Here is a 21,230-nt window from a genome sequence, read left to right as displayed (position 1 = left end):
GTTGGCAGGAGAGTTGCCTTTTGAAATGCCTCTGGTAGAAATGCGCAAGAAAATTGCTGAACTGAAGCAGTTTGGCGAAGAGAAGGGTATTGATTTCAAAGATGAGGTAGCCCGTCTTGAGGAGCGTTACCACATCCTTGAGAATGAAGTATATTCGGATATCTCCCCGGCCCAGAAGATGCATTTGGCCCGGCATCACGGCCGTCCGACCTCACTGGATCTGATCGGACTGATCTTCACCGATTTCATGGAGCTGCATGGCGACCGCCTGTATGGTGATGATCTTGCCGTAGTCGGCGGAATCGCCAAGCTGAACGGCCGTCCGGTCACCGTAATCGGACAGCAGCGCGGCAAGGATACGAAGGAGAACATTCTGCGTTTCTTCGGCAGCGCGCATCCGGAAGGCTTCCGCAAGTCGCTGCGTCTGATGAAGCAGGCAGAGAAATTCGGCCGTCCTATCGTAACGTTTGTGGATACCAAAGGGGCTTATCCCGGCAATACGGCAGAGGAACGCGGACAGTCCGAAGCGATCGCCCGCAATTTGTACGAGATGTCCCAGCTGGCCGTACCGGTCATCTGCGTCGTTATCGGCGAAGGCGGCAGCGGCGGTGCCTTGGCTTTGGCCGTGGGCAACCGGGTCCTGATGCTGGAGCATGCCATCTATTCAGCGATCTCCCCCAACGGGGCGGCGTCCATTCTGTGGAAGGATGCCACCAAAGCGGAGCAGGCAGCTGAAGCGATGAAGATTACGGCGTCTGACCTGCTGGAGATGGAAGTGATCGAGGAGATCATTCCAGAACCCAAAGGCGGGGCACACCGTGACTACGAGGCAACGGCAGCAGCAATCAAGGATGCGGTATGGCGTCATTTACAGGAGATATCCGTGATGGATTCGGCAGAACTCAAGGAAGACCGTTACCTTAAATTCCGCAAAATCGGCGAGTTCTCGGAGTCCCTCCAGGAACAGGATACGCTTGAAGAAGAAGTGCAGATTGTAGAGTAATCCACACTTATCATTTGCACTTTCTGACATATTCCAGTCTGTTCCTGTTCGTAAGCCGCTCGGAATACTTTAACCATTTATTCCCACCCTATTCATCCCGCAGACTTTGCGGGGTGATTTTTATTTTGACGGCTTTCTTATAAAATTCGACTTTAATTTACAGCAAAAACAGGCACTAACATTGATTTTGTCTTCAACTTGCAGTAATATTCATAAGGGCGCAATAAAAGGTACATGTGACTACATGTGATAAAGTTCCTATACAGAGAGCAAGCCTTATAGTAGATTTTGTAGTTGGAAAAAGTGAGACAGAGAGAACGAAAAAACGGAGGAAAACCTAATGCGGAAAAGTAAAATTGTATGTACGATCGGACCTGCAAGTGAATCGTTGGAGAATATCAAAAAATTGATTTTGGCTGGTATGAATGTGGCCCGTCTGAACTTCTCCCACGGCGATTTTGAAGAGCACGGTGCCCGGATCAACACGATCCGTCAAGCTTCCAAAGAACTTGGCAAGACTGTTGCCATTCTGCTCGACACCAAAGGACCTGAGATTCGTACTGGCAAGCTGGAAGTAGAACCGATTGAACTGGTTCAGGACGAATACCTGACATTGACTACGGAAGAAATCCTGGGCGACCAGAACCGTATCTCCATCACGTATAACAACCTTCCTAACGATGTTCAAGTAGGATCGACTATCCTGATCGACGACGGCCTTATCGGTCTTACTGTTGTCGACATTCAAGGCACCGAAATCAAGACCCGTATTGTTAACGGCGGTACAATCAAGAGCAAGAAGGGCGTTAACGTACCAGGAGTATCTATCTCCCTGCCGGGTATTACGGAAAAAGACACCAATGATATCGTTTTTGGGATCGGACAGGACATCGATTTTATCGCCGCTTCCTTCGTTCGCAAAGCCAGCGACGTTCAGGAAATCCGTGCATTGCTTGAGAAGCACGACGCTTCCCACATCCAAATCATCTCCAAAATCGAGAACCAAGAAGGTGTCGATAACCTTGATGAAATTTTGGCAGCTTCCGACGGCCTCATGGTTGCCCGCGGCGACCTTGGCGTAGAAATTCCTGCTGAAGATGTGCCTCTGGCTCAGAAGCTGATGATTCAGAAATGTAACATCGCTGGCAAACCAGTTATCACTGCTACCCAGATGCTGGATTCCATGCAGCGCAACCCGCGTCCTACCCGCGCTGAAGCGAGTGACGTAGCGAACGCTATCTTCGACGGAACCGATGCAATCATGCTGTCTGGTGAAACTGCTGCCGGAAAATATCCGGTAGAATCCGTACTCACAATGTCCCGCATTGCTGAGAAGGCGGAATCTGCCCTGAACCACCGTGAAATCTTCATGAAGCAGCAAATTGCTCAGGAAACTACGGTAACTGAAGCGATCAGCCAATCTGTAGCGATTTCCGCTCTGGATCTGAATGCTAAAGCTATCATTTCTTCGACTGTAACTGGCCACACTGCACGCGTGGTTTCCAAATACCGTCCTAAATCACCAATCATTGCTGTAACTACCCAGGAAAGAACTATGCGTCAGCTGGCGCTGGTTTGGGGTATAACTCCTGTATTCGGTCCTGAAGCTACTTCAACTGATGAATTGCTGGAAACTGCAATTAACGGTGGTAAAGCTTCCGGTCTGGTTAAAGCCGGCGATCTGGTTGTAATCACTGCAGGTATCCCGCTGGGACGTTCCGGTTCCACTAACCTGGTGAAGGTAGATACGATTCCAGCCGACTAGGATTTGGAAGAGGTTCTGCAGCAATAACAGAATACACCTATTAGAGCAGTGGCCTTCTTAGCCGCTGCTCTTTTTATTTTCAGGAAGGCAAAGCCGTTTTCACTTGCGGGTTGATATAAACGATACAAATGTATATATTGAATTGAGAGTTTTGAGAAACCGGGCAATCAGGTTCTTGTAAATATAGGGTTTCTGGAGTAGACAGCAGGATGGCTTTTGCGGTAGATCCGCCGGACCGAGAAGGAATCGCCGCGGGGACCCGGCAGAGACGGCACGGCCAGTAGCGTTTTGTTCTGGACCATAATGCCGCCGTCTTGAGCCTTGAGCCTGGGACTGGATCCGTTAACCCGGCAGCAGGTGAATCTTACCAGCGATACCTTGGACAACGGTGCGATATTCTGTCCCAGCTGGGGAGCTTCCATGATCCATTCGGCAGAGGTTTGTGGCCCTTGATAGCGCTGGATCGTACGGAAAACCCAGTTTTTGCTGAGGTTGCGCAGAGTGATGCACCATTTTCCCGGACTGAGCTTGACGATGGAAGCGCGCATATGGTCTCCGGGAGATACAGGCAAGGGGATAACGGTCTCGGCAGCAGGAAGAATTTCCCACCAGGCATAGTACCGGACGGTTCCGTTTACCGATTCATGGCCGGTTCCGGTCTGGATCAGGCTGCTGTTTCGGAAGCCGTCGATGCCGATCCAGGCCGAAGAATACGTGGCTTTGACGGTAGGTTTTACATAAGGGACGATCCAGTCGGCCGATATCCGCCGGTAAGTGCCTTTTTTGCCCGAGATGGCATAACCGCTCCAGTTGCTGGATGTCCAGCCGAAGCCTGAGCTGACGGCTCTGCCTGTGTTGAGTTTATCTTTCAGACAGGGTTTACTGCTTATCAATCTATTGACTTGGCCCACTTGTCCACCGCCTCACAATATGTTCTGCTCTATTTAATGCAGTAAGAGGCTCTTAAGGTTGGGTATTCTGTTAAAAAGGAAGAGAGAGGACTTATAACTCCAATGGAAAAAATATCGAAGCTGCGCGGGTTTTATCTGTTTCTGGGACTCGCCGGGGGCTCCTTCGGCTCTTATCTGTCACTGCTGCTCAAATCGAACGGACTTAACGTCAGCCAGATCGGCATGCTGATGGCTACGGGCACACTGATCGCGATCTGTGTCCAGCCCCTATGGGGAGTGATCTCTGACAGATATAACCAGGCGCGGTTGGTGCTCCTTCTGAGTGTGGCGGTTCCGGCGCTGCTTGCGGTGCTGTACCGGTCAGAGTATTTCATTGTGCTGATGCTGGTGTACACGGTATCCACGATCTTCTCCTCCACACAGGCTCCTATTGCCGACTCTTACGCTATTGCAGCGGCGAACAGAGCCGGATCGACTTACGGCAGCATCCGGATGATGATGAGCATAGGAGCCGCTGTAGGAGCCATAGCCGGGGGGCAATATGTTTCTAAATTCTCGGTATCCACGATCTGGCTGCCGTTTCTGCTGCTGAATGCCGTTGCAGTGGCGATTGCCTTCACCCTGCCGAAGCAGGCGGAAGAGAATCACATGATGAGCCAGTCCTTTTCCCAGGGTGTCAAAAAGCTGCTGGGCAACCGAATATTCCTGGCCTTTCTCGGGGGAAGCTTCCTGGTGAACCAGACGATGACGGCGTTCGGTACTTATTTCGTCCTTGCCTTCCAATCGGTTGGCGGATCGACCAGCTATGCCGGGATCGCCCTGTTTCTGGCGTCGATCACTAACGTACCTTCCATGTTCTTTGCCTCCAAGGTTATACGCAGGCTGGGTATGGAGCGGACGCTGCTGCTGGGTGCGCTGATCTATGTGCTGCGCTGGGGGATTCAGGTGGCCTTCCCGTATCCATCGGTCATGATTGGGGTACAGGTGCTGCACGGCCTATCCTTCGGCTTCTTTTATATTGCTGCAGTTGAATATGTATCGAAGATTACCTCTGCGGAGATGCAGGCGACGGGACAAAGCGTATTTAACATCGTATTCTCCGGCTTTGCCGGTATTCTGGGCAATCTGCTGAACGGAATGCTGCTGAATCAGGGCGGGGTCGGCCTTATGAATCTGTCCTGTATGCTGAGTGCGGCGGCCGGCGCGGCTCTGCTGTTCTATGTCGCCCGGAGCTCACGCAGCAAGCTGCCGCTGAAGGCCTCTTCCGGCGGAGTCAGCGCTTAGCTGCCCGCGTGCCATTACAGAAAGGAGCATGAATATGAATTCACACAAACCGGGGTGGTCCAGTCGCTGGCATGAGACTTCATTTCGTGTGCGTTATCAGGAAACCGATCAGATGGGTGTGGTTTATCATGCCAATTATTTGACCTGGTTTGAGAGCGGGCGTACGGAGATGTTCCGCGGACTGGGCTTTGCCTACCGGACACTTGAGAGCCTGGGGTTGTTATTGCCTGTGACCTCTGCAGATTTGCAATTTAAAAGCCCGGCGCGATATGATGATCTTATTGCCGTATATGCACGGTTAACAACCTTCTCGGCCTTAAGGGTTGTCTATGAATATGAAATTCGCCGTGTGGCGGAAGCGCACGGAGAAGGCGGAGTGATCGGAGCGTCCGGAATCAATAAGGCGCGTCCGGGGGCCAGTGAACCTCTTCCCGGCGAACTGCTGGTCAGCGGCACGACGAGCCATGTCTGGCTGAACAAGGAATGGAAGCCTGTACGTATCGACAGGGCGCAGCCTGAGCTGTTCCGCGCTATCACTACGGCGCTTAAGGAAGAAGAAGGAGGAGCAGTATGATCAGGAACAAATGGCTGTGGGCTGCATTATTCGCCGTCCCGGCCGTGGAATTATTCGGTTTCATCTATGTCTCAAGTTTTCTTGGAGCGCCCAAGACCCTGCTGATCATGCTGGCCACTTCGGTCATCGGTCTGCTCATGATGCGGTTTGAAGGCAAAAAAGTGCTGCAGGACAGCAGAACCCATATGCAGGAAGGACGGGTGCCCGGACGGACCATGCTGGACGGCTTGTGTATCTTTTTTGGCGGTCTGCTGCTCATCCTGCCGGGATTCGTTATGGATCTGATCGGCTTTACACTGGTATTCCCGCTAACCCGGCCGCTATATCGGGTTTTTCTGCTGAAATGGATCGAGAAGAAGATGAAAAACGGCAACTTCACCTTCTACCGCAGGTAGAGCCGGCGGTGCCGCAAGGACATTGAGGTTTGTAAAAAGCGTTCGGCTGCGGGTTGATGCGGCTGAGCGCTTTTCTACTTGTAGCCGAAACAGATTTAGCGAAATGTTGCAGATTATGCAGGAGTATGCGGTGGGAAATGCGATGGACGAGGAACGGGCCCAATGTATGCGAAAACAATCATGTCTTCCAAGGCACAACTCCAGCATGAAAATGAGCAGCGTGGCTAAAAAACAGAACATCGTCTTTTCATTTATTAACATATTTTAACGGAAAACCGAACACAATTGGACTGGGTGCACTGCGTAGGCCAAATGTAATCGAAAAACCGAACACAATTGGACTGGGTGCACCGCGTAGGCCAAATGTAATCGAAAAACCGAACACAATTGGACTGGGTGCACCGCGTAGGCCAAATGTAATCGAAAAACCGAACACAATTGGACTGGGTGCGCCGCGTAGGCCAAATGTAATCGAAAAACCGAACACAATTGGACTGGGTGCGCCGCGTAGGCCGTGCGTTTATCGCAGTGCCAGACGTATTTTCACAGAAAACCGAATAAAATGTGCGGCGGATAGCGCAAACGGGCTCGGTGTATGGGGACGGAGGTCCAGACCGTAGCCGGATATTTGCTCTACTGGCATTTAAGGAGCTTGTGAGGTGTTGGCGTATAAAGTTAATGCAGCCGGCCGCTGAGGATGTAGCTGCGCAGCGCGCGGAACACGCCGGCCCGGCTGAACGCGTCCAGAATGACGAGCAGCACCGGGCCGAGGATCAGGCCCAGCATACCGAACAGCTGAAGTCCGGCGAACATGCCGATCAGCATGGCGAGCGGGTCCAGTCCTATGCTGCTGGCCAGCACCTTCGGCTCAAGCACCTGCCGGGTGATCAGAATGATGCCATACAGCACCAGAAGGCCGACCGCCAGAGCCAGGTTCCCGGTCATGTAAGAATACAGCGCCCAGGGGAGGATCACGATGCCAACCCCGAGATAAGGCACCAGATCAACGATGCCGATGGTCAGGCCAATGGCGAAGGCAGAGTCTACGCCCAGCAGCAGCAGGCCGATGATTACGATCACCGCAGTTACGGAGATCAGCACGAGCTGGGCACGGAGGTAGCCGAACAACGCCTTGCGCAGGTCCTTCCAGATCTCCGAGACCGGCCGCAGCAGCGGAGCAGGGAGGAGAGAGAGCAGCTTGGCGTTATGCCGTTCCCAGCCGGTGCTGAGGAAGAAGGCGGCCAGTACGATCACGATCAGAATCGTGCCGAGGCTCGGGAGGGAGGAAATCAGCCCAAGAATCATGTTGAAGAATCCGGTGATCAGCTGTGTCATGGCGTGGCCTACAGTTTCCGTAGTTCTGCTGATGTTGCTGTCAATCGTGGCATGGTAACCCGGATTGTCGTGGTAAAACTGGTTGATCTGGTTAATAATATTCTGAATGCTGGCATTGCGGCTAACCTTCAGCAGCAGCTCGCGCCATTGGTCTGTATGGAGGTCAAACGTCTGGAGCAGCACAATGAGTTCCTTCACCAGCCGGGTGATCAGCGCGGTCAGTACAAGAGCCGTACCTCCAATATAAAAAAGCAGTGAGAGGGCCACTGCCAGCCAGCCCGGGAGCTTCAGGCCCCGCAGGATCAGCACCAGCGGATGTATAAGGTAAGCCAGCAGCCAAGCCAGCAGCAGGGGATAGAGGAGCGGAAGCAGTACATAAACAGCCAGCAGGATCACGGCGGCAGCAAGCACGACCCACAGGCCGCGCAGCACTCTTTTGAGCACAAGTGTATCGATATCCGGTCCCTCCTACTCTAACGGGTGTACAAGGAATAACTGCTCGTCTTATGTATATTCATAGAGCATGCGAAAAGACTAGCAGGGCCGGAAAAGAGTTGAATGGAGTAGCCTATTAACCTGAAAGCGCAATCATGAAACAGTTTTTTCGTTAGTTTTTTTCTATCTCTCCGATAAAATCATTTGATCCACTACAAAGCTCCCACGTTGTTCACATAACCGTCAAAATCCGGTATGATTATTACAGGTTAAACAGCAGAAATATAGTTGCAATCTTCAGCTCTTGTCCTGACGCCTTTTGCGGAGTATTAAAATACTTAGAAATGTAAATGTTTTCATGAGGTTTGAACCAGCATTATATACCCTTGTTGGAAAAGGAGAGAGATACTATGACAGCTACTAAAGGACTTGAAGGCATCGTTGCAACGACCTCATCGATTAGCTCCATTGTGGATGGAGTGCTCACTTACCGCGGTTATGATATTGATGATCTGGCGGATAATGCGACCTTTGAGGAGACTGCTTATTTGCTGTGGTTCGGCAATCTGCCGACAGTACCGGAGCTTGAATCGCTGCGCCGCGACCTGAGTGCTTCAGCCCAGATTCCGGATCAGGTGCTTGCCCAGATGAAGCTGTATCCGAAGGAAGCGAACACAATGGCGGCATTGCGCTCTGCCGTATCCGCCCTGGCACTGTACGACGAGGCTGCGGATGATATGAGCCGTGAAGCGAATCAGATCAAAGCTGTGAAGCTTCAGGCACAGATTCCGACTGTGGTTGCCGCATTGGCGCGCATCCGTAAGGGACTTGAGCCGGTAGCGCCCAAAGAAGGCCTGACCATCGCCGAGAACTTCCTCTACATGCTGTGGGGAGAACAGCCGGATATCATATCCGTCAAAGCGCTGGATACTGCCCTCGTGCTGCATGCAGACCATGAGCTGAATGCTTCTACTTTTGCCGGGCGGGTAACTGTCGCTACACTTTCAGATATCTATTCCGGAGTTACTTCGGCTATAGGTGCGCTTAAGGGACCGCTGCATGGCGGTGCGAATGAAGCCGTGATGAAGATGCTGGAGGAAATCGGCACGCTTGATGCCGTTGAGCCGTATATCCAAGGCAAGCTGGAACGCCGAGAGAAGATTATGGGCTTCGGACACCGGGTATACAAGAACGGCGATCCGCGGGCCAAACATCTGATGAAGATGTCCTATGAGCTGGGCACGATGAAGAATGACACTACACTCTATGACATGTCGGTCAAGGTTGAAGAGCTGATTACCGGACAAAAAGGGCTCAAACCGAATGTCGACTTCTATTCGGCATCCGTCTATACACAGCTGGGGATTGAGCGGGAGCTATTCACTCCGATCTTCGCGATCAGCCGGACCTCGGGCTGGACTGCGCATATTCTGGAGCAGTATGAAGACAACCGGATTATCCGGCCGCGCGCCGAATATACCGGCATGTCCGACATGAAATACGTCCCTGTAGACGAACGATAACAAAGCGGCCCCTTGCGGGCCGCTCCACCCCTTTAGTACAATGAACTATAATATATGCAGCAAATGCTTATTGATTATTGCTTGTACATCATACTTTTAGGAGGAATTCCCACTAATGTTGAAACTGGAAAAGTACGATCTGCCCACAGAAGGCGAACAAATTACAATCGAAGACGGCAAGCTGCTGGTTCCGGATCAGCCGATCATCCCTTTTATCGAGGGTGACGGTACAGGCCGTGACATTTGGAAAGCCTCCAAGCGTGTGCTGGATGCGGCCGTAGAGAAAGCTTACGGCGGCGCGAAGCAGATTGCCTGGTACGAAGTTTTTGCCGGCGAGAAAGCCTTCAATACATATGGTGAATGGCTGCCGAATGACACTCTGGAAGCAATCCGCGAGTATATTGTAGCCATCAAAGGCCCGCTGACAACTCCGATCGGAGGCGGTATCCGCTCTCTGAATGTGGCGCTGCGCCAGGAGCTGGACCTGTATGTATGTCTGCGTCCAGTACGTTATTTTGACGGTGTTCCTTCACCGGTGAAGCATCCGGAGCTGGTGGATATGGTTATTTTCCGTGAGAATACTGAAGATATCTATGCCGGAATTGAATACCAGGAAGGTTCCTCTGAAGTGAAGAAGGTTATCGAGTTCCTGCAGAAGGAAATGGGCGTGAACAAGATCCGCTTCCCGGAAACCTCCGGTATCGGCATTAAACCTGTCTCCGAGGAAGGCTCGAAACGCCTGGTACGTTCTGCGGTTGAGTATGCCATCAAGCACGGACGCAAGAGTGTGACGCTGGTTCACAAAGGCAATATCATGAAATTCACCGAAGGCGCATTTAAGAACTGGGGCTACGAAGTGGCTGAACAGGAGTTCGGCGACAAGGTCTTCACCTGGAACCAATATGATGTCATCAAGGAACGTGAGGGTGAAGCTGCGGCGAATGCTGCCCAGAAGGAAGCTGAAGCAGCCGGCAAAGTTATTGTCAAGGACGCTATCGCCGACATTGCTCTGCAGCAGGTATTGACCCGCCCGACCGATTTCGATGTCATTGCGACGCTGAACCTGAACGGGGATTACCTCTCCGACGCACTGGCTGCGCAAATCGGCGGCATCGGTATCGCTCCGGGAGCGAACATTAACTATCTTACGGGACATGCTATTTTTGAAGCTACTCATGGTACCGCACCTAAGTATGCGGATAAGGATGTTGTGAATCCGGGTTCGGTTATTCTCTCCGGCGTTATGCTGCTTGAGCATCTGGGCTGGCAGGAAGCAGCTGACCTGATCTACAAGGGAATGAGCACCGCCATTAACAACAAGACGGTTACTTATGACTTTGCCCGCCAAATGGAAGGCGCTACAGAGCTGAAATGTTCCGCCTTTGCTGACGAGATTATCAGCAATCTGTAAGCAGACTAACCGGTATTTAACAAGTATAAGCTGCACACACGTGCAGCTTATACTTATGCTTGTGCATCCGCCTGCCCATTCAACATCATTGGTTCATGCTCCGGGGCAGTCTTGCGAAGTGAAATGAACGAAGTGTATGCTATCCAACCTTTAGGAGGTCTTCCTGTGGCCATCAAACGTTATAAAATCACTGTCGTAGGTGCCGGCTTCACCGGCGCGACTACGGCGCTTATGCTTGCCCAGAAGGAGCTTGGCAATGTAGTGCTGCTCGATATTCCTCAGCTCGAGAATCCGACCAGGGGTAAAGCGCTCGATATGCTGGAAGCCGGGCCTGTGCAGAAATTCGATGCCCAGATCACCGGAACTTCAAGCTATGAAGATGCAGCCGATTCCGATATCGTCATTATTACGGCAGGGATTGCACGTAAGCCCGGCATGAGCCGTGATGACCTGGTCAACACCAATGCGGGTATCGTGAAGTCGGTCTGCGAGAACGTGAAACGGGTGGCCCCCGAGTCTATCGTGATCATTCTGAGCAATCCGGTCGATGCGATGACTTATGTAGCTTACAATGCGCTCGGCTTTCCGAAGAATCGCGTAATCGGACAATCCGGCGTACTCGATACCGCGCGTTACTGTACATTCATCGCCCAGGAGCTTAATGTTTCGGTTGAAGATGTACGCGGTTTCGTGCTGGGCGGCCATGGGGATGATATGGTTCCGCTTGTGCGTTATTCCAGTGTTGGCGGTATTCCGATCGACACGCTGATCCCAGCGGAACGCATCGCTGAGATTGTGCAGCGTACCCGTGTCGGCGGCGGTGAAATTGTCAGCCTGCTGGGTAACGGCAGCGCTTATTATGCGCCTGCAGCGTCACTGGTTCAGATGACGGAAGCAATCCTCAAGGACAAGAAACGGATTATTCCGGTAATCGCCCTGCTGGAAGGTGAATACGGATACGATAATTTGTTCATGGGTATCCCGGCACTCCTGGGTGCAGATGGCATCGAGAAGATCTTCGAGCTGGAGCTTACGGCAGAAGAGAAGGCGGCTCTGGATAAATCAGCCGATTCTGTACGTGCGGTCACATCAGCAGTAACTGTGTAACTAACGTTAGCCGGCAGCTGCTGAAGCCCCCTTTTGCAAGCTGAATCGGGACTTTGCTTCTGCTTAATCCTATAATGTAAACGGAGGAGATTGGTATGGACCGTATTTTCTATTTCCTGCATATGATCGGCACACTGGCGCTTGGCTTCTATCTGGTATTGCCGTTTATTCTGAGCGGGACGGCGAAGCTGTCTTCCCCTGCAAAGGAAGGCACCTTGAGTGCCATCGGCGGATTCAACCGCTTTGCCCAGTATGGACTAGTTATCCAGCTGTTGACCGGAGGCTATATGATGTCCAAGGGTGACTATTCTGTCGCCTGGATGATCGTTGTAGTTGTGCTGCTCCTAGCGATGTTTGCGCTTGGCGGCATCATGAGTAGACCTCTGCGCCTGGCTGCGGCCGGAATGCGGGAGAACCGTGATGTCTCTGCCGAAACCGCCAAGATCCGGACCATGAGCCTGCTGCTGATGGTCGTTCTGGTTATCATGATCTTTTTCATGGTGTACCGGCGCCTTATTTAAACCTGGCTCTGATTTATTAGGAAGGACCGGGAGTATCAGAGGCTCTGGCAGCTTAGGCTGTCAGGGCTTTTTGTTGTGTATGACACTGAATCAGATCCGTCTGAAGGACGATATGTTCTTGTCTCAGGACCCCCGCTGAATTCCCCGGAAGATGGGCCAAAGGAGGGACAATGTATGTGAAAAATCGAACACAAGGTGCCTCCGTGGAGGTAACCGGGCCAAGTGTAGCTGACGGATGCGTAGAAGGCCCTGCTGGAGGTAACGGCGGCGAACAAGATTATTGCATTGAAGGCAGCGGCGGATCAGCTATAGACAGGACTGCAGAGAACCATACTGGGCATATAAAATAAAAAAGGCCATTTTCCTCGTGGAAAGCGGCCTGTAATCAAACGAGATACCTCTATTTCGATACGATCCTGCCGTCCATCATCACAAATCTGACTTTCCGGAGACTGGCTATATCCTTAAGCGGGTCGCCCTCAATCACAAACAGATCCGCCTTCTTGCCAGGTTCAATTGTTCCAATCTCATGTGCCAGATTGCAGATCTTCGCACCGGTTGAAGTGGCGGCTGTGATAATCTGCATCGGGGTGAGACCGGCTTCGCCTAACAAACGGATTTCCTCCCAGGGCATTCCAAGCCTGTACCACGGGCTTATTTCTTCAATAAAATCATCCCCGAGGCCAATCTCTCCGCCAGCCTGGATGAATCTACGGACATTATCTTGTCCTTGTTCTAACAGCGGAGCGCCGAATTTGTCCTGAAACATCTTCGCTACAGTGAGCGTGGGAACGATCCGGATATTGGAGGCTACCATTTGCCGGATCAGGTCATCGTCCAGCCGGTCGTAAATCATATGCGCAGCATCGTTAATTCCCGCATTTACCAGTATCTGAAGGTTATGCGAGCTGGTTACATGAGCAGACACATAAGCACCCATGCTCCGGGCTTCCCTGCAGATACTCTCCAGAAGCTCCTGATTCAGCTGCGGCAGTCCGATTGTCCCGGGATCATAACCGTCTTCCAGCGCTGTTTTGATACAATGTATCCCTTGTTCTAATACCTCGCGGACCTTCAATCTGGCTTCATCCGCACTTCCAACTCCGATAGGGGCCTGCCCGCCATACCCGCCGGGAGCCGTGAAGACTTTGCCGGTTGTGATTATTCGGGGAAAAGATCTGCGGTCCAGCGCTTTTGTATGTACCATCACGTCATCAAGCGTTGCTGCAGTTGTCATCCCCTCGTCACGGATCGTGGTTATTCCTTCTGAGAGGCAGGCAGCTAAATATTCCTTGTGGTACCCGTGAAGCGGCTCGTTATTAATGAATTTGAAGCCGGTGTGTGCATGGGTATGAATAAATCCCGGCAGGACGACAAGCCCCTCAAGATCTATCACCGTGACTGGGTTATGCTCCAGCCTGCTGCTCCCTTGCCCGGCAACCGTACCGAACCGGCCATTAACAATTTCAATGCTCGCGTTGTACAGCGGCGGACGCCCGGTTCCGTCGATTAACGTCGCGTTAGTCAATCGTATAATTTCATTTTCATTTCCCATGGCAGAACTGACCCTCCCGTGAAGACTGAAGACTTCCAAGAGAAAGTATAGGATATAAGAATGTCCGGATATATATAATATTCTCATAGAAACCGTTCATTACTTACCGTATCAACCCTTCCAGCTCAAAAATGCCGTGTTCCTGAAAGTCAGTGATAATCTGGGGCGTCAGCAGGGTGAGTAATTCACTTAAAGTGCACCAGCGGTAATCGGTATGCTCTTCCGAGAGCTGGATTTCGTCACGGGCTGCACGGCATAAATAGGTGATAATCACTACCTGTCTTGCAGGGTCCGTGAGCAGGGTTACCGCGTAAAGGATACGTTCTGTCGTAAACGAAAGTCCGGTTTCCTCAAGAATTTCTCTTTCCAGTGCAGCCTCCAGGCTTTCACCGAATTCGATTTTGCCTCCGGCACATTCCCAGCTTCCGGCACCTGCAGAATCGGCGGCAGCCCGCTTGACGAGGAGGATTCTGCCCTGGTACAGGATGACACCTTTGTCGGCAACGATGATGGTTTTTGATTTTTTGGACATGAGGATAACTCTCCTTCTGCAGGCTCTATAATGCACCGGGGAACGCGTTGGACTGAAGATTTTCTGTTTGGCCGGCTGCCCTATGTGGTAAGTAAAATAACGTAAAGCGTTTTTTGCTAGGTAAGTATGATGCATAAACACCAGACTTTTAGCCATCCTAACATGATTAGTAAAACAGTATAACGGTACAGCGAAAGGAGAATGGATTATGCCAGACACCAGCAAACAACCCGTCAAAACCCTGCCTCCACAGGTACAGGACCAGCAGCCCGGAATTGAAAGCGAGATGAACCCGCTTCCGGAGTTTGAAACCTCGGCTTACAAGGCAGCAGGCAAGCTGCTGGGCAAGGCCGCGCTCATTACCGGAGGGGACAGCGGAATCGGTCGTGCCGTCGCCGTTCATTTTGCCAAAGAAGGGGCGGATGTAGTGATATCCTATCTGAATGAGCATGAAGATGCGGAAGAAACCAAACGCCAGGTGGAGCAGGAGGGGCGGAAGTGTATTCTGATCTCCGGTGATATCGGAGTTGAGGCCTTCTGTCAGGATCTGATTAATAAAACCATTGAGGGACTCGGCAAGCTGGACATCCTGATTAACAATGCGGCAGAGCAGCATCCGCAGGATAAGATTGAGGACATTACCGCCGAGCAGCTGGAGCGGACGTTCCGGACGAATATATTCTCCATGTTCTATCTGACCAAGGCAGCGATGCCCCATCTGAAAAAAGGCTCCACGATCATCAACACCACATCGATTACGGCGTACCGTGGCAGCCCGCAGCTGCTGGACTATTCGTCCACCAAAGGAGCGATTCTCAGCTTCACCCGCTCCCTGTCGATGAATCTGGCGGACAAAGGTATCCGCGTGAACGCGGTAGCACCGGGACCGATCTGGACGCCGCTGATTCCGTCTACGTTTGACGCGAAGAAGGTTAGTGAATTCGGCGGCACCCAGCCGATGAAGCGTCCGGGACAGCCGGAAGAGCTGGCGCCGGCCTATGTATATCTGGCTTCTGACGATTCCTCTTATGTGAGCGGTCAGGTCATGCATGTGAACGGTGGCGAGATCGTTAACGGCTGACCATGGGCACTGCTTTGTAAGCCGGATAAGTTTATACAGGTTTAAGGCATCAAAGGTTCAAACAGATGAAAAGTCAGCCGGAAGGCTGGCTTTTTTGCCGCTTAAACCTGCTGGATTTAATAACTGAATCTATTAAAGAATAGCTCTTACAGGAATAATATGCTAATATACAAACTGCAAGAACAATAGAATATGAACGATCACTAGGGGTGCCGCAAGGCTGAGACGAACATATCTGTTCGGACCCTTTGAACCTGATCTGGTTTATACCAGCGTAGGGAAGTGGAGAATGAATAATGCAGCGGGGGTAACGGCTTACCCGGTATTCCTGCTTATATTCCGGACTGCTTCCTGATACAGGGGGCGGTCTTTTTGTATTTTCCGGAATGCCGTATAGAGGGGGAGGTGAAGGTGTTGAAAGAAATCCATTTGATCTCGGACGGGAGGCTGAATCCGGAGCAGTATGCCAAACTGGCTGCTGCTGTACATCCCATGGTGGATTATATCCATCTCCGGGAAAAAGCTCTGTCCGCACAGGAGCTTCTGGCTGCCGCAGAGCGGTTGCTGCAAGCGGGGGTTCCGCCCTCTAAGCTGGTCATTAATGACCGGATAGATGTGGCTTTGGCAGCAGGGGCAGCCGGCGTCCAATTGGCCTGGCACAGTCTGCCGCCTGCCGGGGCGCGCGGCATTGCCCCGGGCCTGCGGCTGGGCAGGTCGGTGCATTCCCAGGAGGAAGCGGCACGCGCTGGACGGCAGGGAGCGGACTTCTGTCTGTATGGACATGTATTCCCCACGGCCTGCAAGCCCGGACAGCGGGAACGGGGCCTGGCGCAGTTGGAAGTGGCCGTCCGCTGCAGCAGTATACCGTTGATTGCCATCGGAGGCATCACACCGGGCAATACCAGGTCAGTTCTGTCAAAGGGTGCTGCCGGAATAGCCGTAATGTCCGGGATATGCGGAGCGACGGACCCTGCTGGCGCCGCTGAGGCCTACAGATCATCCGTTCAGGCCGCAGCGTGTGCTGAAGTCCTGAATGAAGCCCCCGCACCGGGCAAAGGAGGTGAACAGGAATGAATTTGACTGTTAACGGACGCAGCGGAAGGTATGAAGAGAGCTGCCGGACTCTGGCTGATCTTCTGGCCCGCCCGGAGTGGACCGGGAAGCTGGTTATTGTGGAGCTGAATGGTGAGATTGTCGGCAGGGATGCTTATGGAGATACCTTTCTGGATGAGGGGGACCATGTTGAACTGGTTCATTTTGTCGGCGGAGGCTAGGCGGGCCTTGCACGCGCAGCAGACGGAACAATGCAGATACGTAATTTAGCTTAAGGCAGTGACTTATCACAGGAGGCGATATGATGCAAGATCCATTGGTAATTGGAGGAGTTACTATAACGAGCAGACTGTTCATCGGGACCGGAAAATACAGCCGCAACACCCTTATTCCCGAAGTGATTGCCCGCTCGGGATCACAGGTTATTACGGTTGCCCTGCGCCGGGTAGATCCGGAGAGCAAGGAGAATATCATCAGCCATATTCCTTCCCACATGACCCTGCTGCCCAATACCTCTGGTGCACGCACCGCAGAGGAAGCGGTACGCATTGCCAGGCTGGCAAGGTCAGCGGGGCTGGGAGACTGGGTGAAGATTGAGGTTATCAATGATCAGAAATATCTGCTGCCTGATAATACCGAGACGATCAGAGCCACGGAAATCTTAGCTGCTGAGGGTTTCGTTGTTCTGCCCTACATGAGTCCTGATCTGTCAGCCGCACTCCGGCTGAAGGCGGCCGGAGCTGCAGCCGTCATGCCGCTGGGAGCGCCAATCGGCTCTAACCGCGGGCTGCAGACCAAGGAGCTGATCCGGATTCTGATATCAGAAACGGGTCTGCCCATCATCGTGGATGCTGGTATTGGCAGACCCTCCGAAGCTGCTGAGGCGATGGAAATGGGCGCAGCCGCTGTGCTGCTGAACACGGCAATTGCCACCGCCCGGGACCCGCAGCTGATGGCGGAGGCATTCCGCGAAGCGGTGTCGGCGGGGCGGAAGGCCTATCTGGCCGGGCTGGGTCCGGTGGAAGAGACAGCCGCAGCTTCTTCGCCGCTGACCGGATTTCTGGCCTGACTGATGCTGTTTAAGAAGAGGGAGGAAGGACATGAGCTTTTATGATAGGCTGAACCGGATGGACAAGCATTCCTATGAGGGGGTATGGAAGCAGTATACTGCGCTCGATGTGAAGCGGGCACTTCGTCTGGAGCAGTTGGACGAGGACGGGCTGATGGCATTGCTGTCACCGGCAGCAGAGCCTTACCTGGAAGAGATGGCGCAGAAGGCGCATAGACTGACACGTGCTCAATTCGGTCATGTGATGCAGCTGTTTACACCGATGTATGTGGCTGATTTCTGCGTCAACCATTGTACCTACTGCAGCTTTAGCTCTATCTATGATTTTCCGCGCAAAAAACTGACACTGGAGGAGGTCCGGCGGGAAGCGGAAACGATCGCAGCCACAGGGCTGCGCCACATTCTGATTCTGACCGGAGAATCCCGGAATCAAAGTCCGGCCAATTACGTGAAAGACTGCGTGGAGGTGCTCCGCGGCTATTTCTCTTCAGTCAGCATTGAAGTGAATCCGCTCACTACCAAAGAATACGCTGACCTCAGACAGGCAGGAGTAGACGGTCTGACGCTGTATCAGGAGGTCTATCATCAGGAAACCTACCGCAAGCTGCATGTGAAGGGCCCCAAGCGGGTGTACCGCAACCGTCTGGATGCGCCCGAGCGCGGCTGCCTGGCCGGATTCCGCTCGGTAAATATCGGAGCCCTGCTGGGAATGTACGAATGGCGTCAGGAGGCTCTCGCGACTGCACTGCACGCCAGGTATTTGCAGGACAAGTATCCGGAGTGCGAAATCGGTTTGTCCATTCCCCGTTTTCGGCCGTACCTGGGGGAATTTAATCCAGAGAGTGATGTAACCGACCGTGCACTGGTGCAGATTATACTGGCCTACCGCCTGTTTCTGCCGCGTTCCGGTATTTCACTGTCCACGCGGGAGCCGGCAGCCCTGCGCGATCATCTGGTCCATCTCGGCATCACCAAGATGTCTGCAGGGGTATCCACCGAAGTAGGCGGACATTCCCTGGAAGGCGGGACTCCGCAGTTTGAAATCTCGGACAACCGCAGCGTGCATGAGATTAAGGAGATGCTAGAGACAAAAGGGCTGCAGCCGGTGTTCAAGGACTGGGACATCCTGGATGAGCCTTTAGCCATGCCTTAACTGGATGCAAATAACCCGCCTCACGGCGGGTTATTTGCATTGTTGGGCGAAGCGGTCCGTACGATGCTGCATTCTTCAAGCGGCCGCACGGTCTCCGGCTAGTCGGCTGGCTTCTCCGGGCGCATTCTTGAAGACAGCTCGTCCAGCGACAGCTCAAACCCCGGAGCCATATGAGTTAGGAAATACTCCAACTCCGGCAGGGCAAGCCCGTGCAGCTTCGCGCCTGTCTGCTCCCGGGCGGCCGCGAATTCGCGGTTGCCTGCGGCGGTTTCCCAGACGCATTTCAGATATGCGTCGAGCACATCCGCCGCCTTGACGTAGCGCAGCAGTCCGGCATCCTCAGAGCCGGGCGGGCTGTCCTGCGGCTGCAGGAGCGGCGCATAGACTGCGCTCAGCTCCGGCGGGATCATCGCCGCGAGGCGTTCAGCGGCGACCCGCTCCATCTCGCGGAAGCTGGACAGCAGCCGCGGGTTGTTATGCTTCACCGGCGTGGCGATGTCGCCGGTGAATACCTCGGTGGCGTCGTGGAACAACGCCATTGTGGATGCGCGGTCGGCGTTCAGCGACCGGCCGAAGTGGACATTGCCGATGGTGCACAGCATGTGCGCCAGCAGGGCCACCTGGAACGAATGCTGCGCCACGTTCTCCGGGGCGGTGCTGCGCATGAGGCTCCAGCGCTGGATATATTGCAGCCGGTAGAGATAGGCAGAGAAATGGTAGTTCAATTTTTAAGTAACCCCTTTCATGAGCGGCTTAATATGATATGATAATAACTAATTGTAACAGAGTTAGGGCAGCTTGAAACAGATGGAGAGGAGACTGAATGAAGATGCAGCATTTTGAAGACAGCATTTATAATCTGATCGTAGAGACCTCCACGAATTTGCCGGGTGATGTACGCCGGGCGGTTGCTAAAGGGCGTGCGCTGGAAGACCGGGCGACCCGTTCCGGACTGGCACTGACCACGATTGCCCAGAATATCGGCATGGCCGAGCTCCAGGTATCGCCGATTTGCCAGGATACAGGGATGCCGACTTTTATAATTCATACGCCGGTTGGCGTGAATCAGATAGAGATGAAGAAGGATATTCATAGCGCGATAATCCGGGCGACGAAGAACGGCAAGCTGCGGCCCAATTCCGTAGATTCCCTTACAGGCGAGAACAGCGGGGACAATCTGGGTCCAGGCACGCCGGTGATTCATTTCGAGCAGTGGGAAGAGGAAGGCATTGATGTAAGGCTCATTCTGAAGGGCGGCGGCTGCGAGAATAAGAATATTCAGTACAGTCTCCCGGCAGAGCTGGAGGGTCTGGGCAAAGCCGGACGAGATCTAGACGGCATTCGCAAATGTATTCTTCATTCGGTCTATCAGGCGCAGGGCCAGGGCTGCAGTGCAGGTTTCATTGGCGTAGGCATCGGCGGTGACCGTACAACGGGTTATGAGCTGGCGAAGAAGCAGCTGTTCCGCAAGGTCGAGGATGTGAATCCCACCCAAGATCTGGGCAAGCTGGAAGATTACATCATGGAGAATGCCAACAAGCTCGGGATCGGCACGATGGGCTTCGGCGGTGAAGTTACGCTGTTAGGCTGCAAAATCGGAGTTATGAACCGTCTGCCGGCGAGCTTCTTTGTCTCGGTAGCTTATAATTGCTGGGCCTTCCGCCGTCAGGGGATACTGGTGAATCCGGCAACCGGGGACATTAAGGAATGGCTCTATGAGAGCGGCACAGGTATTTCTGTTGATGGGGAAGAGGCTTTAGTGCAAGTAGCTGAACCGGTAGCGGTCTCTGCTGCTGATGGTGTTTCGCAGGGCATGATTCCAGAGGATGCAACGATTCCTGCGGCTCCGGCTATCTTGTCAGGAACTGGGGAAGCTGCTTCTGATGCTGTTGTCCCCGGTAACGGCAAGGAAATCGAACCTGCTGCCGCATCGGGTGGTTCGCGCGAAATCCGCCTGACCACACCGATCAGCGAGGAGGATATCCGCAGCCTGCGCGTTGGTGATGTAGTTATTCTCTCCGGCGAGATGCACACCGGCCGCGATGCCCTGCACAAATATCTGATGGATCACGACGCCCCCGTGGACTTGAACGGTGCGGTCATCTATCACTGTGGCCCGGTCATGCTGAAGGATGAGGAGGGCTGGCATGTGAAGGCTGCAGGTCCGACCACCAGCATCCGCGAGGAGCCTTATCAAGGCGATATCATTAAGAAATTCGGCATCCGTGCCGTAATCGGCAAAGGCGGGATGGGCCCGAAAACGTTGAAGGCATTAGGCGAACACGGCGGCGTCTATCTCAACGCCATTGGCGGTGCGGCCCAGTACTATGCAGAATGCATTAAGAAGGTTAACGCGGTTGATTTCATGGAGTTCGGAATTCCGGAGGCCATGTGGCATCTGCAGGTGGACGGATTCGCTGCAATCGTCACCATGGATGCGCATGGCAACAGCCTGCATGCCGATGTGGAGAAGGATTCCGCGGCCAAGCTGGCCCAGTTCCGGGAGCCGGTATTTAAATAAAC

General features: G+C 53.1%; 21 protein-coding genes and 1 riboswitch. Of the genes, 16 read left to right on the top strand and 5 right to left on the bottom strand.

Translation table 11 applies throughout. From position 1 onward, the window contains the following. Position 1: 1 nt before the first annotated feature. Together MKX70_RS28825 and pyk are read left to right on the top strand one after the other, a co-directional pair. On the top strand, positions 2-1,003 hold the full coding sequence (locus MKX70_RS28825) for an acetyl-CoA carboxylase carboxyltransferase subunit alpha (protein ID WP_042234636.1): 1,002 nt from the start codon (positions 2-4) through the stop codon (positions 1,001-1,003). 340 nt (positions 1,004-1,343) lie between these two features. Further along, a complete protein-coding gene (pyk, locus tag MKX70_RS28820; RefSeq protein WP_042234638.1) occupies positions 1,344-2,768 on the top strand; it encodes a pyruvate kinase in 1,425 nt (474 codons plus the stop codon). 167 nt (positions 2,769-2,935) lie between these two features. Here pyk and MKX70_RS28815 read toward each other — a convergent pair whose 3' ends face one another. After that, positions 2,936-3,679: a G1 family glutamic endopeptidase gene (locus MKX70_RS28815; RefSeq protein ID WP_231637818.1), complete on the bottom strand. Its 744-nt coding sequence runs from the start codon at positions 3,677-3,679 to the stop codon at positions 2,936-2,938. Positions 3,680-3,781: 102 nt separating this feature from the next. On the opposite strand from MKX70_RS28815, the gene MKX70_RS28810 reads away from it, so the two are divergent. From MKX70_RS28810 to MKX70_RS28800, 3 genes are read left to right on the top strand one after another with little or no spacing between them, the layout of a single operon-like run. Beyond that, complete coding sequence (locus MKX70_RS28810; protein ID WP_042135415.1) at positions 3,782-4,963, top strand: MFS transporter; 1,182 nt, start codon at positions 3,782-3,784, stop codon at positions 4,961-4,963. A gap of 34 nt (positions 4,964-4,997) precedes the next feature. Then, positions 4,998-5,537 carry an acyl-CoA thioesterase gene (locus MKX70_RS28805; protein WP_042234639.1) on the top strand — a complete coding sequence of 180 codons (540 nt, stop codon included), beginning with the start codon at positions 4,998-5,000 and terminating at the stop codon, positions 5,535-5,537. Further along, complete coding sequence (locus tag MKX70_RS28800; RefSeq protein ID WP_042234641.1) at positions 5,534-5,932, top strand: FxsA family protein; 399 nt, start codon at positions 5,534-5,536, stop codon at positions 5,930-5,932. Before MKX70_RS28805 ends, MKX70_RS28800 begins: the two co-directional genes overlap by 4 nt. Before the next feature lie 675 nt (positions 5,933-6,607). On the opposite strand, the gene ytvI is transcribed toward MKX70_RS28800, so the two are convergent. Next, positions 6,608-7,723: a sporulation integral membrane protein YtvI gene (ytvI, locus tag MKX70_RS28795; RefSeq protein ID WP_042234643.1), complete on the bottom strand. Its 1,116-nt coding sequence runs from the start codon at positions 7,721-7,723 to the stop codon at positions 6,608-6,610. Positions 7,724-8,112: 389 nt separating this feature from the next. On the opposite strand from ytvI, the gene MKX70_RS28790 reads away from it, so the two are divergent. From MKX70_RS28790 to MKX70_RS28770, 5 genes are all read left to right on the top strand, one after another. Next, the gene (locus MKX70_RS28790) at positions 8,113-9,225 is read left to right on the top strand and encodes a citrate/2-methylcitrate synthase (RefSeq protein WP_042234646.1); all 1,113 of its coding nucleotides are present in this window, start codon (positions 8,113-8,115) and stop codon (positions 9,223-9,225) included. A 115-nt stretch (positions 9,226-9,340) separates the two neighbouring features. After that, positions 9,341-10,636: an NADP-dependent isocitrate dehydrogenase gene (icd, locus tag MKX70_RS28785; protein WP_340841361.1), complete on the top strand. Its 1,296-nt coding sequence runs from the start codon at positions 9,341-9,343 to the stop codon at positions 10,634-10,636. A 165-nt stretch (positions 10,637-10,801) separates the two neighbouring features. Next, entirely contained in the window at positions 10,802-11,743 is a 942-nt protein-coding gene (gene mdh / locus MKX70_RS28780; protein ID WP_042234650.1) for a malate dehydrogenase, read from the top strand. A 95-nt stretch (positions 11,744-11,838) separates the two neighbouring features. After that, a complete protein-coding gene (locus MKX70_RS28775) occupies positions 11,839-12,264 on the top strand; it encodes a hypothetical protein (protein ID WP_042234652.1) in 426 nt (141 codons plus the stop codon). A gap of 176 nt (positions 12,265-12,440) precedes the next feature. After that, entirely contained in the window at positions 12,441-12,614 is a 174-nt protein-coding gene (locus MKX70_RS28770) for a hypothetical protein (protein ID WP_156123062.1), read from the top strand. Between the two features lie 50 nt (positions 12,615-12,664). Here MKX70_RS28770 and MKX70_RS28765 read toward each other — a convergent pair whose 3' ends face one another. Continuing rightward, positions 12,665-13,819, bottom strand: coding sequence for an amidohydrolase family protein (locus MKX70_RS28765; protein ID WP_042234657.1), 1,155 nt, complete (start codon positions 13,817-13,819; stop codon positions 12,665-12,667). Between the two features lie 103 nt (positions 13,820-13,922). Beyond that, the gene (locus MKX70_RS28760; protein WP_042234659.1) at positions 13,923-14,351 is read right to left on the bottom strand and encodes an NUDIX hydrolase; all 429 of its coding nucleotides are present in this window, start codon (positions 14,349-14,351) and stop codon (positions 13,923-13,925) included. Positions 14,352-14,559: 208 nt separating this feature from the next. On the opposite strand from MKX70_RS28760, the gene MKX70_RS28755 reads away from it, so the two are divergent. The 5 genes from MKX70_RS28755 (at position 14,560) to thiH (ending at position 18,707) form a co-directional block, all read left to right on the top strand. Then, positions 14,560-15,432, top strand: a complete 873-nt coding sequence (locus tag MKX70_RS28755; protein ID WP_042234663.1) for an SDR family oxidoreductase — start codon at positions 14,560-14,562, stop codon at positions 15,430-15,432. A gap of 195 nt (positions 15,433-15,627) precedes the next feature. Then, a riboswitch (TPP riboswitch) is annotated at positions 15,628-15,730 on the top strand. 113 nt (positions 15,731-15,843) lie between these two features. Next, positions 15,844-16,506: a thiamine phosphate synthase gene (locus MKX70_RS28750; RefSeq protein WP_340788680.1), complete on the top strand. Its 663-nt coding sequence runs from the start codon at positions 15,844-15,846 to the stop codon at positions 16,504-16,506. Beyond that, positions 16,503-16,706: a sulfur carrier protein ThiS gene (gene thiS, locus MKX70_RS28745; RefSeq protein WP_042234665.1), complete on the top strand. Its 204-nt coding sequence runs from the start codon at positions 16,503-16,505 to the stop codon at positions 16,704-16,706. The genes MKX70_RS28750 and thiS overlap by 4 nt, the downstream gene beginning before the upstream one ends. Positions 16,707-16,789: 83 nt before the next feature. Next, on the top strand, positions 16,790-17,554 hold the full coding sequence (locus MKX70_RS28740; RefSeq protein ID WP_042234667.1) for a thiazole synthase: 765 nt from the start codon (positions 16,790-16,792) through the stop codon (positions 17,552-17,554). Between the two features lie 31 nt (positions 17,555-17,585). Next, positions 17,586-18,707 carry a 2-iminoacetate synthase ThiH gene (thiH, locus tag MKX70_RS28735; protein WP_042234670.1) on the top strand — a complete coding sequence of 374 codons (1,122 nt, stop codon included), beginning with the start codon at positions 17,586-17,588 and terminating at the stop codon, positions 18,705-18,707. Positions 18,708-18,805: 98 nt separating this feature from the next. Here thiH and yfbR read toward each other — a convergent pair whose 3' ends face one another. Beyond that, entirely contained in the window at positions 18,806-19,432 is a 627-nt protein-coding gene (gene yfbR, locus MKX70_RS28730; RefSeq protein ID WP_081956451.1) for a 5'-deoxynucleotidase, read from the bottom strand. A 104-nt stretch (positions 19,433-19,536) separates the two neighbouring features. Here yfbR and MKX70_RS28725 point away from each other — a divergent pair, with 104 nt between their 5' ends. Beyond that, positions 19,537-21,228: a fumarate hydratase gene (locus tag MKX70_RS28725; RefSeq protein WP_340841360.1), complete on the top strand. Its 1,692-nt coding sequence runs from the start codon at positions 19,537-19,539 to the stop codon at positions 21,226-21,228. Positions 21,229-21,230: the final 2 nt, after the last annotated feature.

This window comes from Paenibacillus sp. FSL R7-0312, assembly GCF_038004445.1.
In the GTDB taxonomy this organism is placed as follows: Bacteria; Bacillota; Bacilli; order Paenibacillales; family Paenibacillaceae; genus Paenibacillus_AQ.
This window is presented reverse-complemented; position numbering and strand designations above follow the sequence as displayed.

Excerpts from the sequence above, each read along its gene's own strand:
- thiH (WP_042234670.1), top strand. The coding sequence starts at position 17,586 with ATGAGCTTTTATGATAGGCTGAACCGGATGGACAAGCATTCCTATGAG.
- MKX70_RS28760 (WP_042234659.1), bottom strand. The coding sequence starts at position 14,351 with ATGTCCAAAAAATCAAAAACCATCATCGTTGCCGACAAAGGTGTCATC.
- MKX70_RS28755 (WP_042234663.1), top strand. The coding sequence starts at position 14,560 with ATGCCAGACACCAGCAAACAACCCGTCAAAACCCTGCCTCCACAGGTA.
- pyk (WP_042234638.1), top strand. The coding sequence starts at position 1,344 with ATGCGGAAAAGTAAAATTGTATGTACGATCGGACCTGCAAGTGAATCG.
- MKX70_RS28790 (WP_042234646.1), top strand. The coding sequence starts at position 8,113 with ATGACAGCTACTAAAGGACTTGAAGGCATCGTTGCAACGACCTCATCG.
- MKX70_RS28805 (WP_042234639.1), top strand. The coding sequence starts at position 4,998 with ATGAATTCACACAAACCGGGGTGGTCCAGTCGCTGGCATGAGACTTCA.
- MKX70_RS28740 (WP_042234667.1), top strand. The coding sequence starts at position 16,790 with ATGCAAGATCCATTGGTAATTGGAGGAGTTACTATAACGAGCAGACTG.
- MKX70_RS28725 (WP_340841360.1), top strand. The coding sequence starts at position 19,537 with ATGCAGCATTTTGAAGACAGCATTTATAATCTGATCGTAGAGACCTCC.
- MKX70_RS28810 (WP_042135415.1), top strand. The coding sequence starts at position 3,782 with ATGGAAAAAATATCGAAGCTGCGCGGGTTTTATCTGTTTCTGGGACTC.
- icd (WP_340841361.1), top strand. The coding sequence starts at position 9,341 with ATGTTGAAACTGGAAAAGTACGATCTGCCCACAGAAGGCGAACAAATT.
- thiS (WP_042234665.1), top strand. The coding sequence starts at position 16,503 with ATGAATTTGACTGTTAACGGACGCAGCGGAAGGTATGAAGAGAGCTGC.
- MKX70_RS28765 (WP_042234657.1), bottom strand. The coding sequence starts at position 13,819 with ATGGGAAATGAAAATGAAATTATACGATTGACTAACGCGACGTTAATC.
- MKX70_RS28775 (WP_042234652.1), top strand. The coding sequence starts at position 11,839 with ATGGACCGTATTTTCTATTTCCTGCATATGATCGGCACACTGGCGCTT.
- MKX70_RS28800 (WP_042234641.1), top strand. The coding sequence starts at position 5,534 with ATGATCAGGAACAAATGGCTGTGGGCTGCATTATTCGCCGTCCCGGCC.